Here is a 13,113-nt window from a genome sequence, read left to right on the forward strand (position 1 = left end):
TGGTATCTGTCGACCTAGGGTGTGTACTCGTATCCAGCGCACCTCCCACCGTGACCCCTGCGGGGCGGGGCGTCTTTTGGCTGCGGCGGCGTCGCTCGTCGGTTGCGATGTCCCGCATCGCGCCCTCCTCGCTCCTATCCACAGGCCAAAATACGCCCCGTCACGCAGGGGTCACGGTGGGAGGTGCGCAGGATACGAGTACACACCCTAGGTCGACAGATACCAGCGCTCGCCGCCTTCCAGCCCCAGCGCCGTCAGGCGGCCGGAGGCGAAGGCGCCGGTATCGATGCCGATGCGGTTCGCGCGCTCCTCGACCTGATCGGTGATGGTGTGGCCGTGCACGACCACCGCGCCGTGGTCGCCGCGGAAATCGAGGAACTCGGAGCGGATCCAGCGCAGGTCGCCGCCTGACTGTTCCTCCAGCGGCACGCGCGGGCGGATGCCGGCGTGGACGAACAGATAGTCGCCGATCGCGATCTGCTCCTCGAAGCTTTTCAGAAACTCCACATGCTCGGCAGGCACGCGTTCGATCAGCCTGGGCAGCAGATCGTCATACTCCAGTCGGTCATATTCGGCCGCATCGAAGCCGTAGCTGAGAATTGTCGCGCGCCCGCCGATCTTCACGAAGAAACGCAGCGCCTCAAGGCTGCCGCCGAGCGCTTTCAGGAAGACTTCCTCGTGATTGCCCATCAGGAAACGGACCGGGCGCCCGCTCTGCTTCAGCTCAAGCGCGCGCTGGACGACGCCGGCCGAATTGGGACCGCGGTCGACGAGGTCGCCAAGAAAGATGAGCTGCGAGCCCATAGCGTCGCGTGCGCGGTCGTCCGCCTCGATGCTGAACAGCAACCGGTCGAGCAGATCGAGCCGTCCGTGAATGTCCCCGATCGCATAGACGCGCGTGTCCGCCGGCACCCGGGCGGCGGGCGGTGCGGGTTCGATCGCGCGGCGAAGGAGTTTCAATACCATCTGAGTCGGAACGGATGCGAAGCGCGCGATATAGTCCCTCGGACGCTGAACGCCAGATGATCAGCGGCGCGCCGGGCCGGGACTGGCGAGCAATGCGGTGGCCTGAGGGCCAAGGCTGAGCTCGACCCGCCCGGTCAGCGACCAGCACTGCCCCGCCTGCAGCTGCTGTCCCTGGACCTGACCGACTCCCGTGACGGGCACGAGCCAGCCGGTGCCGCCCTGCAAGTCGATAGCGTGATCGCCGCCTTCGAATCGCTCGACCGTGAACTTGGGGCCGTCGGCGAGCAGTCCTGCGCGTGCGGTCGAAACCGATCCGTTGAAAGGCTCGAGCGACGAAACGGCAACGCCGTCATCCAGATGCAGAGCCCGCGGGCGGCCATAATCATAGAGCCGGTAAGTGAGATCGAGGTTCTGCTGGATTTCGACGACCGTCAGGCCCGCCCCGATCGCGTGGACGGTCCCCGCAGGCGAATAGATGAAATCGCCTGCCTTTACCGGCCGCCAGTCGAGCAGATCGACGATGCTACCGTCTTCAGCGGCTGCGCGCAGCTCTTCGGCTGAGACGGGCCGCTTCGGCCCGAGCGCGATCGTCGACTCCGGCTCGGCGGCGAGCACCAGCCAGGCCTCGTCCTTGCCCCACGGATAACCGCGGGCGCGTGCCGCTTCGTCGTCCGGATGCACCTGCACCGACAGTTTTTCGCTGGTGAACAGATATTTGACCAGCAGCTCGGGGTCATCGCTTTGCGCCGAGGAAAACCAGATTTCGCCTATCGGACCCTCATCGCGCGCAGCATCGTCAAAGCCCGGCCACAGCTTGCGCCGGCCCCAGGGTTTGGCGACGCGCCGGGTCGGGAGGAGCATGGCAGTCATGCCGGCGCCCTTAGCGGTGTCAGGCGCGCTCGAACAGTTCGGCGGGATCGATGTGCAGCCGCTCGATCACCTGGCGGATGCGGGGCCATTCCTCGTCAAGGAAAGCGCGGCGCTCGCGGTCGAGCAGTCGCTTGTTGGCGCCGTCAGCAACGAACATGCCGACACCCCGTTTGACGACGATCAGCCCTTCCTCCTGGAACAGCTGATAGGCCTTGGCGACGGTCAGCGGATTGGCGCCTTGTTCGGCCGCAAACGCGCGCACCGACGGCAGCATGTCGCCTTCACGATAGCGGCCTTCCAGAATCGCTTCGGCGATGCGGTCGCGGAGCTGAAGGTAAACGGGGCGATCGGCAGCAGCCATGCTGGATTAGTGCCCTAACACAGCCGCGCACGTCAAGGCCAATGACGCACGATTTCGTCGTAAACGGGCCGGGGACGCTCCTCCAGCGGGCGACCGGGCGAACCAATGAAGACGAATCCGGCGATCCGGTCGTTTGCGCCGCCGCCGAGCGCCTTCAGCACGTGAGGGTCGTAAGCCGCCCATCCGGTCAGCCAGCCGGCGACGAATCCGTGTGCGCTCGCGGCCGCGACCAGGTTCATGCACAGGGCGCCGGAGGAGAGCTGCTGCTCCCAAAGCGGAATCTTGCTGGGTTCGACCGGCGTCGACAACATGGCGACCAGCGTCGGCGCCTGTTTCGCGAACTGGTCGATCGCAGACACATCGTCGGCCTCGGGAACGCCACGCTGGGCACGGAAGGAATTCTGCAGCAGCACCGCGAACGAATCCCGGTCGTCGATGACAACGATCCGCCACGGCGCAAGCTTGCCGTGATCGGGAACGCGCATTGCGGCAGACAGGATCGCGCGGAGCTGGTCCGGATTCGGACCCGGCGCCACCATATCGCGCGGCTTGCCCGAGCGGCGCGTGGCCAGCAGCGCGGCGGGTGAGGAGAGGTCGTTGAACATGCGCCGCATCTGGGCGGCTGGCGGGCTGCGATCAAGCCGCTAAGGAAGGGCTATGTTGTTCGCGTTGATGTTGGCCGCTGCGGCTCCCACGCTCGACGCTGCCTCGCTGCAAGCGTTGGCGGCGGCGGACTCCCGGCTCGTCACGATCGGCCGCAGGCTCGCCAAAGCCAGCGCGGGCCTGTGCGCGGGAACCATCAGCAATCCCGGCTGGACCATCGAGGACGCCGAGCAATTCGCGCCAGCGGTGCGAGACGAGGTGCGGGCGGCGCTCAGCCTTGGCGACAATCCGACGATCATTGCCGTGGAGCCGGACAGCGCGGCGGCGCAGGCGGGCGTCGAGGTCGGCGACGGACTCGTCGCAGTGGGCGGCCAGATGCTACCCGCGGCCTCTCCGGATGCGTCGCGCAAGCGTCAGGACGTCATCGAGCGGGCGATGGCGCAAGGAGCCGCGACGGTCACGGTCGAGCGCGACGGGCGGTCGGTCACGCTCAGGATCATGCCGGAGCGGGGTTGCGCGAGCGAGTTCCTGATCGGTCGCGGGCGCGGGCTGCGCGCGGCAAGCAGCGACGGCGCGCGAGTAACGGTATCGGCCGAGATCGTATCCTTTACCCCTGGCGACGACGACCTTGCCTTGGTGCTCGCACACGAATTCGCGCACAACATCCTGGGCCACAACAAAGGCCATCCGCCACAGCGGATCGCCGGCGAGGACCGGAGCGGCAAGCGGACCCGCGAACGCGAACGGGAGGCCGATCGCTGGGCGCTCTATCTGATGGCCCGCGCCGGCTATGACCCGGCTGTCGCCCCCGGCTTCTGGCGCCGCTGGGGGCCGAAGACCGATTATCTGTTCAGCGACGGTACGCATCCAGGCTGGCGCGACCGTGCCGCGCGTGCGGAGGCGGAAATCGCGCGGATCAAGGCGCAGCAGGCGGCCGGGGAAGTGCCTCTTCCGTAACAACTGTACTTCACAGCGCGGATTTCGACGCTAGGGTCTCGCCCCAATCGGGCCGCATAAGCGGCCCTCATGCCTTGGGAAGAGGATCCGCATGGTCAACGTCAACGCGGACGAGACATTCGAGCCGCAATCATCCCATGTGAGCCGATCGGACGGCGACACGTGGTTCGATCACCCCCGCCAGCTGAAGCGGCTGTTCACCACCGAGATGTGGGAACGCTTCGGCTATTACGGCATGCGGGCGATCCTGACGCTGTACCTGGTCAACCACTTCCTGTTCAGCGACCAGACGTCGACCGGCATCTATGGCGGCTTCACCGCGCTGGTCTATCTGACCCCGCTCGTCGGCGGGTTGATCGCGGACCAGTATCTCGGCTCGAAGCGATCGGTGAAATTCGGCGCGATCCTGATGGCGCTCGGCTATTTCACGATGTGCTTCGGCGGACAGGCGGCGAAGCCGTTCGCGACGATCGACGGCCAGCGCTATGAAGTCAGTGTCGAGGGCGAGCGCGGAGCCGAGCAGCGTTATGTGACGGTCGGAACCGAGAAGCTGCTGATCAAGGGCAATGAGGACAAGTCGGTCTCGCTTATGGCAGCGGACGGCGCCGAGGCGCGCCGCGTCGCGCCGGACAAGTTCGAATCCGGCGGCGACCGCTCCTCCTTCTTCGTGTTCGTGCTGCTGCTGGGCCTGTCGCTGGTGACGGTCGGCAACGGGTTCTTCAAGCCGAACATCTCGACGATCGTCGGCACGCTATACGATGAAGGCGACCGCAGGCGCGATGCGGGCTTCACGATCTTCTACATGGGGATCAATCTCGGCTCGCTGATCTCCCAATTCTTCTGTCCGCTGCTGGCGGTATCGGTCGGCTGGTGGGCCGGCTTCGGCCTCGCCGCGCTTGGCATGACCTGTTCCTGGGCGCTGTTCCAATTCGATGGCGGGCGGCTCGAAGGCTATGGCGAGCGCCCCGCCAACGCCCCGGCGAACAAGGATTTCGTCATCTACGGCTGTGCCCTGCTGGCAGTGCCGCTGGCGATCTTCCTGTTCTGGAACCTGATGAACTATGTCGAGCCGCCGGCTGGCTCGGGCATCGTCGGCTATGTGACGTCGCTGCCGATCATGGGTAAGTTCCTGTTCGGTACCTTCCTGATCAGCGTGCCCGCGATCCTGATGTGGTCGTTCGCGAAGGGCAGCCGGACCGAATTCCAGATGATGGTCGCGGCGATGGTGCTGATCGTGTTCAACGTGGTCTTCTGGACACTGTTCGAGCAGGCGGGATCGTCGCTGACCCTGTTCGCCGAGCGCAATACCGTGCTGGAGATCGGCTGGACGGCGCCGCTGTTCGCGGCATTCCGTGCGAACCCGATAACCTATTACCTGTTCTTCGCCGCGATCATCGGCGGCATCGCCTGGCTTGCCTTCTGGTTCTTCGCCTGGGGCGAGGAACCGGCCACGCGCCGGAAAATGGGGATTGCGACGGCCGTGATCGCTGTAGTCGCGTTCGTCGGCATGCACTTTGCCCGGCTCGGCGGTTTCGGTAGCCAGCCCGTCTATGTGATGCCTGCCGGGCAGACGCAGATCTTCAACGCGCTGTTCATCGTGATTCTGGCGCCGCTGATGAGCGTGCTCTGGAACGTGCTGGCGAAGCGCGGGCTGGAGCCGCCGATCCCGATCAAGTTCGGCCTCGCGCTGATGGGCGTCGGCGCCGGATTCCTGTTCCTGGTCTGGGGCGCGAGCTTTGCCGGAGCGAACTATCAGGTCGGCCTTGCCTGGCTCGCGGGTCTCTATCTGATCCATTCGATCGCGGAGCTCTGCATCTCGCCGGTCGGCCTCAGCATGATCACCAAATTGTCGATCGCGCGGATCGTCGGCCTGATGATGGGCGTGTGGTTCCTGTCGATCTCCGTTGCGCAATATGTCGCGGGCGCAGTCGCACAGGTCGCCTCGGTGGAAACGGTTGGCGGGCAGGTCACCAACCTGAAGGTGAGCCTCGAAACCTATCTCGGCGTGTTCACCACCATCGGCTGGATCGCAGTCGGCATCGGCGTCGTCCTGCTGATCCTCGCCTTCCCGCTCAAATATCTGATGCACGGAGTGAAGTAGAATGCGGTTTTTGCTTTTGGCGAGCGCGGCGCTCGCGCTGGCCGGCTGCGCGTCGGCAACGGCCAAGCCGCAAACGGCTTCGGCGGAAAGAGTGCCGCTTCCGTATGCGCAGGACCCGTATCCCTCGACGTATCACGCCTATCCGGGCGTGCCGACGCTGGTCACGAACGTCACCATCTATGACGGCGAAGGCGGACGCATCGACCGCGGGCAGGTGCTGTTCGCCGACGGCAAGATCGTCGCCGTCGGTCAGACGGTGAACGCGCCGGCGGGCGTAACGACGATCGACGGCACCGGCAAATGGGTGACGCCGGGCGTGATCGACATCCACAGTCATCTTGGCGACTATCCGTCGCCGTCGGTCCAGGCGCTGTCGGACGGCAACGAGGCGACCAGCCCAGTGCGGCCGGAGGTCTGGGCGGAACACAGCGTGTGGCCGCAGGATCCGGGCTTCAGCCGTGCGCTGGCGAATGGCGGCGTGACGACGCTGCAGATTCTTCCCGGCTCCGCCAACCTGTTCGGCGGCCGCTCGGTCGTGCTGAAGAACGTCGCTGCGCGGACCGTGCAGGCTATGAAATTCCCGGGCGCGCCGTATGGCCTCAAGATGGCGTGCGGCGAGAATCCCAAGCGCGTCTATGGTTCGCGCAACCAGATGCCCTCGACCCGCATGGGCAACATCGCCGTCGACCGCCAGACCTGGGCCAAGGCGCAGGAATATAAGCGGCGATGGGAAAAATATGAGCGCGACGGCGGCGAGCCGCCTGCACGCGACCTTGCGATGGACACGTTGGCCGGCGTGCTGGCGGGCGACATCCTGGTCCAGAACCACTGCTACCGTGCCGATGAGATGGCCATCGTCATGGATATGGCGAAGGAGTTCGGCTACAAGGTGACCGCGTTCCATCACGCCGTCGAAGCCTATAAGATCGCCGACCTTCTGAAGGCGAACGGCGTCTGCGCAGCGGTGTGGGCCGACTGGTGGGGCTTCAAGATGGAAGCCTATGACGCGATCAACGAGAACATGCCGCTGCTCCAGAATGCCGGCGTGTGCACGATCACCCATTCCGACGATGCCAACGGCATCCAGCGGTTGAACCAGGAAGCGGCGAAGGCGCTTGCCGACGGCCGCCGGATGGGGATCAACATTCCCGACGAAGTCGCCTGGGAATGGCTGGCCATCAATCCGGCGAAAGCGCTGCACATCGACGACCGGACGGGAAGCCTGAAGCCCGGCAAGATGGCCGATGTGGTGCTGTGGAACGGCGATCCGTTCAGCGTCTACACCCGGCCCGAAAAGGTCTGGATCGACGGCGCATTAATGTACGACGCGCTCGATCCGAGGCGTCGCCCCGTTAGCGATTTCGAGCTCGGCCAGCCGGGCGAGGGAGATGTGAAGTGAAGGCCCTGTTGCTGTTGGGCGCCGCCCTGCTTGCCGCCCCGGTTGCGGCCCAAACCATCGCAATCACCGGCGGCACGGTTGCCATCGGAGACGGATCGGCGCCGATCCAGAACGGCACGGTCGTGATCCGCGACGGGCGCATCGTTGCGGCCGGGCAAGGCGTGGCCGTGCCTGCAGACGCAAAGACGATCGACGCGACCGGTAAATGGGTCGCGCCGGGCTTCGTTGCCGGATTCACGCGCGTGGGGCTGGTCGAGGTCGATGCCGTGGACCAGACCAACGACACCGTCGCGCGCCGCTCGCCCTATTCGGCGGCGATCGACGTGGTGCCGGGGATCAATCCCCGCGTGTCAGCGATCGCGGTGAGCCGGCTGGGCGGCGTCACCCGCGCGATCGTGTCGCCGTCGACCGCGAACATGATCTTCGCCGGGCAAGGCGCGGTGATCGACACCGGCGCCGATCCGGAGGCGGTGACGGTGCCGCGCGCGTTCCAGTTCGTGGAGCTGGGCGAGGACGGCGCGCAGGAAGCAGGCGGCAGCCGCCCCGCGGCCTATCTGCAATTCCGCCAGTCGCTGGAGGCAGCGCAGCGTTATGCCCGCAATCCCGCAGCGTATGACGGCGACACCAAGGATTCGCTGTTGACGCGCGCCGATGCCGCGGCGCTGGTGCCGGTCGTGACCGGCAAGATGCCACTGCTGGTCCATGTCGAAAGCGCGACCGATATCCGCAACGTGCTGAAGCTGAAGCAGGAATATCCGGCGCTGAAGCTGGTGATCGTCGGCGCAGCGGAGGGCTGGACAGTCGCGCGCGAGATCGCGGCGGCAGGCGTGCCGGTCATCGCCAATGCGCTGACCGACCTGCCGGCGGCATTCGAGCAGCTTGCGGCGACGCAGTCGAACGTGGGCAGGATGAAGGCGGCCGGCGTGCGCGTGTCGATCGGCATGAACAATGACGACGATGCCCGCCAGGCCCGGCTTTCCCCGCAATATGCCGGCAATCTGGTCGCGCTGACCAGGATTCCGGGCGCCGCTGGCCTCAGCTGGGGCGATGCGCTGGCGGCGATCACGTCGGGCCCGGCCGATGCGCTCGGTTTGGGCGGCGAGCTCGGCTCGCTGCGCCCCGGCCGCCGCGCGGACGTGGTGCTGTGGGACGGGGACCCGCTCGAGCTGTCGAGCAATGCCGACCGGGTCTGGATCGACGGCGTCGAACAGCCGATGGTCGACCGCCAGACGAAACTCCGCGACCGCTACGCCCGGCCGGAGGAAGGGGCTTTGCCCAAGGCGTACGAGCGCTGACCTGTTTTTCGCCATACCGGACTTGATCCGGCATCCACCTTCTTCTTTTTTGCAGACGAGGTAAGGTGGGCCCCGGCTGAAGGATGGGGTGACGAGGGATGAGCGTGACGCCTGTTGCGCAAGTCATTGCGGCTGTGGCTGCGTTCGTCGGCACGCATCTGCTGATGTCGCACCCTTCGCGGGCGCCATTGGTGGCGCGGCTGGGCCAGCGCGGGTTTCTCGGCCTTTATACGCTGGTCAGCTTCGTCACACTCGGCTGGGTGGTCTGGGCGATGCTGACTGTCGGGCCAGAGCCGTTTCTCTGGACCGCGCCGCAATGGGCGTGGTGGTTCGCCGGTGCGGTGATGCTGGTCGCGAGCATCCTTCTGGTCGGGTCGCTGATCGGCAATCCGGCGCTGCCAGGCATGCGTCCTCAGGATCGCGAGCCGCGCGGCGTGTTTGCGGTCACGCGCCATCCGATGATGTGGAGCTTTGCGTTGTGGGCTTTCGCGCATGCGCTTGTCTGGCCGCAGCCGTCGGTGCTGGTGCTGGCTGCCGGCATGGCGCTGCTCGCACTTGCCGGTGCGGCTGGGCAGGACGCGAAGAAATCAAAGCTGCAGCCGGACTTCTGGCCGGCATGGCGCGCGAAGACGGCGTTCGTGCCATTTTCGGGCCCGTCGCCGTCGCGCGCCTGGTGGCCCGGCTGGGGTGTGATGCTTGGCGGCCTCGTCCTGTGGCTGGTCGCGACCCGCCTGCACCCGCTGCTCGGCACGCCGGCGGTTGGCGTGTGGGGCTGAACCCTCTCCCGACGCGGGAGAGTTACAGCCGGACCATCCGCATGCCTTGCTCGCGGTAGCGTGGGCCCTGGACTGCGTCGGGAGGGATGGCCGCTTCGAGTTCGTCCAGGTCTGCCGAGGACAGCTCGACCTCGGCCGCCTTCACGGAATCCTCCAGTGTCGCGCGGCGCTTCACGCCTGGGATCGGTACCACGTGTGGGCCCTGCGCGATCAGCCAGGCGAGAGCGATCTGGGCGAGGCTGACCCCTTTGCGATCGGCGACCGCGCGGATCGCGTCGACGATCTTCAGGTTCGCGCCGAAATTCTCTTCCGAATAGCGCGGATCGCTCTGGCGCCAATCGTCGGCGGGCAGGTCGGCGCGGCTCTTGATCTGACCGGTCAGGAAACCGCGGCCGAGCGGCGAATAGGGCACGAAGCCGATGCCAAGCTCTTTGCAGGTCGGCAGGATTTCGTCCTCGACGCCGCGTTCCCACAGCGAATATTCGCTCTGCAGCGCCGTGATCGGATGGACGGCATGCGCGCGGCGGATCGTCTGCGCACCGGCTTCGGACAGGCCGAGATGCCGGACCTTCCCTTCCTTCACCAGCTCCGCCATCACGCCGACCGTTTCCTCGATCGGCACGTTCGGGTCGACGCGGTGCTGATAGTAGAGGTCGATCGTGTCGATCCCGAGCCGCTTCAGCGATCCTTCGCAGGCCCGGCGGATGTTGGCGGGCGAACTGTCGACGCCCACGATCCGGCCCCCTTCGAACCGGAAGCCGAACTTGGTCGCGATGACCAGCCTGTCCCGCTTGCCGCAAATCGCTTCGCCGACCAGCTCCTCGTTCTGGAACGGGCCATAGATTTCGGCCGTGTCGAAGAATGTGACGCCCAGGTCGATCGCGCGGTGGATCGTCGCAACGCCTTCTTCGGCATTCCCGCCGCCGCCGTAATTGATGTTGCCGCCATGAACCATCGGCATGCAGCCGATCCCGATCGCGGAGACTTCCAGCCCTTGTCCCAGAGTCCGATATTTCACCGCCGCCTCCTTCGCGCTAGGGGAGTTCTCATGAGCTTATTGGACGTGGAATGACACGGAAATATTTCGGAACGGACGGCATTCGCGGCCGGGTAAATACCCCGACCATGACGGCCGAGATGGCGATGAAGGTCGGCATGGCGGCCGGCGCGCATTTCGTGCGGGGCGAGCATATCCACCGCGTCGTGATCGGCAAGGACACGCGGCTTTCGGGTTATATGCTTGAGCCGGCCCTGGTTGCGGGCTTCACCAGCGTGGGAATGGACGTGGTGCTGGTCGGGCCGATGCCGACGCCGGCGGTCGCGATGCTTGCTCGTTCGATGCGCGCCGATCTGGGCGTGATGATCTCCGCCAGCCACAATCCCTTCGCCGATAACGGCATCAAGCTGTTCGGCCCCGACGGATACAAGCTGTTGGACGAGGACGAGTTGGCGATCGAGCGGCTGATCGAGGCGCAGCCGGTACTCGCGCCCGCCGATCGCACCGGCCGCGCGCGCCGGGTCGACGATGCGCAGGGTCGCTACGTCCACGCGGTCAAGTCGAGCTTTCCGGAAGGGCTGCGGCTCGAAGGGCTGAAGATCGCCGTCGATTGCGCGAACGGCGCCGCCTACAAGGTTGCGCCCGAAGCTTTGTGGGAACTGGGCGCGGAAGTGGTGCCGATCGGCGTCGAGCCCAACGGCACCAACATCAACGCCGGCTGCGGTTCCACCGCGCCGCAGGTGCTGTGCGAGACGGTGGTGGCGAGCGGGGCCGATATCGGCCTGGCGCTCGACGGAGATGCCGACCGGCTGATCGTCGTCGACGAGACCGGCCGCGTGATCGACGGCGACCAGCTGATGGCGCTGATCGCGACGAGCTGGGCGCGCAAGGGGCTGCTGAAGGGCGGCGGCCTGGTCGCGACGGTGATGTCGAACCTGGGGCTGGAACGCCGCCTGGCCGCGGACGGGCTGGCGCTGGAGCGCACCAAGGTGGGCGATCGCTATGTGCTCGAACGGATGCGGAGCGGCGGCTTCAATGTCGGCGGCGAGCAATCGGGGCACATCATCCTGTCCGACCATGCGACGACCGGCGACGGGCTGATGGCCGGGCTGCAGATCCTCGCCGAGCTGGTTCAGTCGCGGAAACCGGCGAGCGAGCTTCTGCACCTGTTCGATCCGGTGCCTCAGCTGTTGAAGAATGTCCGCTTCGCCGGCGGCGCACCGCTGGAGGATGCACGCGTGAAGGCCGCGATCGCCGACGCCGAAGCCGAGCTGAACGGCCGCGGCCGCCTCGTCATCCGCCCGTCCGGTACCGAGCCGCTGATCCGGGTGATGGCCGAGGGCGACGACGAGGCGCAGGTGAAGACGGTGGTCGAGCGCATCTGCGCCGCGGTCGCGGAGGCGGCGTGATGATCACCTTTCCGCCGTTCGTTTCGAGCGAAGTCGAGAAACGGTCCAGCCCGCAGCAGCGCTTCTCGACTGCGCTCGAAGCGAACGGAGCTTTGAATGCTTGAGATGCGGCCCGATTGCGAGCGGTGCGGTGCGGACCTGCCGGCCGATGCGCATGGCGCGTTCATCTGCTCGTTCGAATGCACCTTCTGCGCCGAATGCGCGGACGAGATGGACGAACGCTGCCCCAATTGCGGCGGCGAGCTGATCGACCGGCCGAGCCGGCTCGGCGCGGCGCTGAAAAAGCATCCGGCCAGCACCGAACGGAAGTTCAAGGGCTGATGGACGAACCCGAACCCAGTTCGTCGAGCCATTGGGACGAGCAGCTGACGCCCCGCATCCTGATCGTCGCCGGATCGGACAGCGGCGGCGGCGCCGGCATCCAGGCGGACATCAAGACCGTGACGATGCTCGGCGGCCATCCGATGACCGCGATCACCGCGGTGACGGCGCAGAACACGCTGGGCGTGCAGGCCATTCATCCAATCCCGACCGATATGGTGGTCGCGCAGATCGACAGCGTCGTCAGTGATATCGGTATCGACGCGGTCAAGATCGGCATGATCGGCTCCCCCGAGACCGCCGAGGCGGTGGCGGAGCGGCTTTCGGAGCTTCACGTCCCGATCGTGTTCGATCCGGTCATGGTGGCGACCAGCGGATCCGAGCTGGCCGACGCGCGGACGATCGCCGCGTTTGAGAAGCTGATGCGCACCGCGTCGATCGTGACGCCCAACCTCCCCGAACTGGAGGCGCTGGGCGGCGAGGAAGCGGTTCTGGCGCATGGCTGCCACCTGCTGGTGAAGGGCGGCCACGCCGAAGGCTATTATATCACGGATCGCGTGCTCGCGCCCAATGGCCGCGAGATTACGCGCCTGGAAGGCAAGCGCTTCGACACCGACGACACCCACGGCACCGGCTGCACGCTGGCAAGCGCGCTGGCGACCGGCCTGGGCGCGGGCATGTCGATCGAGGAAGCGTTCCAACAGGCAGTTCGCTTCGTCCGCATCGCAATCCTCGCCGCGCCGGGCCTGGGCCAGGGGCATGGGCCGATCGGGCACAATCTGGGGCATAACCCGTATGAGCAGCTTGAGGGATAGAAGCGTGGGTTATCCCCAATTCGGTTTGGCCTGAGCTTGTCGAAGGCCTCCCTTTCTTCTCCGGCTGGTTTTACAACGCCGACAAATGGCCCGACCTTCCCGTAAACTCGAACTCACTCATCCCGGACCCGTCGTCGGCGTCGACGAAGCGGGGCGTGGGCCGCTGGCCGGCCCGGTCGTGGCCGCGGCGGTGATCTTGCCGGAAAAGGGCATCCCTCGCGGCATCGACGATTCGAAGAAGCT

13 protein-coding genes and 1 pseudogene are annotated in these 13,113 nt (G+C 66.2%); 9 read left to right on the plus strand and 5 right to left on the minus strand.

Annotated features, from left to right (window positions below):
• Positions 1-207: 207 nt before the first annotated feature.
• From VFT73_RS14330 to VFT73_RS14345, 4 genes are read right to left on the minus strand one after another with little or no spacing between them, the layout of a single operon-like run.
• Positions 208-966 carry a metallophosphoesterase gene (locus VFT73_RS14330; RefSeq protein WP_326412618.1) on the minus strand — a complete coding sequence of 253 codons (759 nt, stop codon included), beginning with the start codon at positions 964-966 and terminating at the stop codon, positions 208-210.
• A 60-nt stretch (positions 967-1,026) separates the two neighbouring features.
• A complete protein-coding gene (locus VFT73_RS14335) occupies positions 1,027-1,836 on the minus strand; it encodes a class I mannose-6-phosphate isomerase (protein WP_326412620.1) in 810 nt (269 codons plus the stop codon).
• A 19-nt stretch (positions 1,837-1,855) separates the two neighbouring features.
• Positions 1,856-2,197, minus strand: coding sequence for a GntR family transcriptional regulator (locus tag VFT73_RS14340; protein WP_326412622.1), 342 nt, complete (start codon positions 2,195-2,197; stop codon positions 1,856-1,858).
• A 32-nt stretch (positions 2,198-2,229) separates the two neighbouring features.
• The gene (locus tag VFT73_RS14345) at positions 2,230-2,802 is read right to left on the minus strand and encodes a nitroreductase (protein ID WP_326412624.1); all 573 of its coding nucleotides are present in this window, start codon (positions 2,800-2,802) and stop codon (positions 2,230-2,232) included.
• 52 nt (positions 2,803-2,854) lie between these two features.
• Between VFT73_RS14345 and VFT73_RS14350 the strand changes: the two genes are divergently transcribed.
• From VFT73_RS14350 to VFT73_RS14370, 5 genes are all read left to right on the plus strand, one after another.
• Positions 2,855-3,757 carry a M48 family metallopeptidase gene (locus tag VFT73_RS14350; RefSeq protein WP_326412626.1) on the plus strand — a complete coding sequence of 301 codons (903 nt, stop codon included), beginning with the start codon at positions 2,855-2,857 and terminating at the stop codon, positions 3,755-3,757.
• Between the two features lie 91 nt (positions 3,758-3,848).
• Complete coding sequence (locus VFT73_RS14355; protein WP_326412628.1) at positions 3,849-5,858, plus strand: peptide MFS transporter; 2,010 nt, start codon at positions 3,849-3,851, stop codon at positions 5,856-5,858.
• Position 5,859: 1 nt separating this feature from the next.
• Positions 5,860-7,257 (plus strand): amidohydrolase, encoded by a 1,398-nt coding sequence (locus tag VFT73_RS14360; RefSeq protein ID WP_326412630.1) that lies wholly within the window; start codon positions 5,860-5,862, stop codon positions 7,255-7,257.
• On the plus strand, positions 7,254-8,552 hold the full coding sequence (locus VFT73_RS14365) for an amidohydrolase family protein (protein WP_326412632.1): 1,299 nt from the start codon (positions 7,254-7,256) through the stop codon (positions 8,550-8,552). The genes VFT73_RS14360 and VFT73_RS14365 overlap by 4 nt, the downstream gene beginning before the upstream one ends.
• 98 nt (positions 8,553-8,650) lie before the next feature.
• Positions 8,651-9,328 carry an NnrU family protein gene (locus tag VFT73_RS14370; RefSeq protein ID WP_326412634.1) on the plus strand — a complete coding sequence of 226 codons (678 nt, stop codon included), beginning with the start codon at positions 8,651-8,653 and terminating at the stop codon, positions 9,326-9,328.
• A gap of 22 nt (positions 9,329-9,350) precedes the next feature.
• Here VFT73_RS14370 and VFT73_RS14375 read toward each other — a convergent pair whose 3' ends face one another.
• Positions 9,351-10,346 (minus strand): aldo/keto reductase, encoded by a 996-nt coding sequence (locus tag VFT73_RS14375; protein WP_326412636.1) that lies wholly within the window; start codon positions 10,344-10,346, stop codon positions 9,351-9,353.
• Between the two features lie 50 nt (positions 10,347-10,396).
• On the opposite strand from VFT73_RS14375, the gene glmM reads away from it, so the two are divergent.
• The 4 genes and pseudogenes from glmM to VFT73_RS14395 all read left to right on the plus strand — a co-directional run.
• Entirely contained in the window at positions 10,397-11,734 is a 1,338-nt protein-coding gene (gene glmM, locus VFT73_RS14380; protein ID WP_326412638.1) for a phosphoglucosamine mutase, read from the plus strand.
• 96 nt (positions 11,735-11,830) lie between these two features.
• The gene (locus VFT73_RS14385) at positions 11,831-12,055 is read left to right on the plus strand and encodes a DUF1272 domain-containing protein (RefSeq protein WP_326412640.1); all 225 of its coding nucleotides are present in this window, start codon (positions 11,831-11,833) and stop codon (positions 12,053-12,055) included.
• Complete coding sequence (gene thiD, locus VFT73_RS14390) at positions 12,055-12,870, plus strand: bifunctional hydroxymethylpyrimidine kinase/phosphomethylpyrimidine kinase (RefSeq protein ID WP_326412642.1); 816 nt, start codon at positions 12,055-12,057, stop codon at positions 12,868-12,870. The genes VFT73_RS14385 and thiD overlap by 1 nt, the downstream gene beginning before the upstream one ends.
• An 85-nt stretch (positions 12,871-12,955) precedes the next feature.
• Positions 12,956-13,113: pseudogene (locus VFT73_RS14395) on the plus strand (ribonuclease HII); the annotation flags it as partial.

The organism is Sphingomonas sp., assembly GCF_035758555.1.
In the GTDB taxonomy this organism is placed as follows: Bacteria; Pseudomonadota; Alphaproteobacteria; order Sphingomonadales; family Sphingomonadaceae; genus Sphingomonas_B.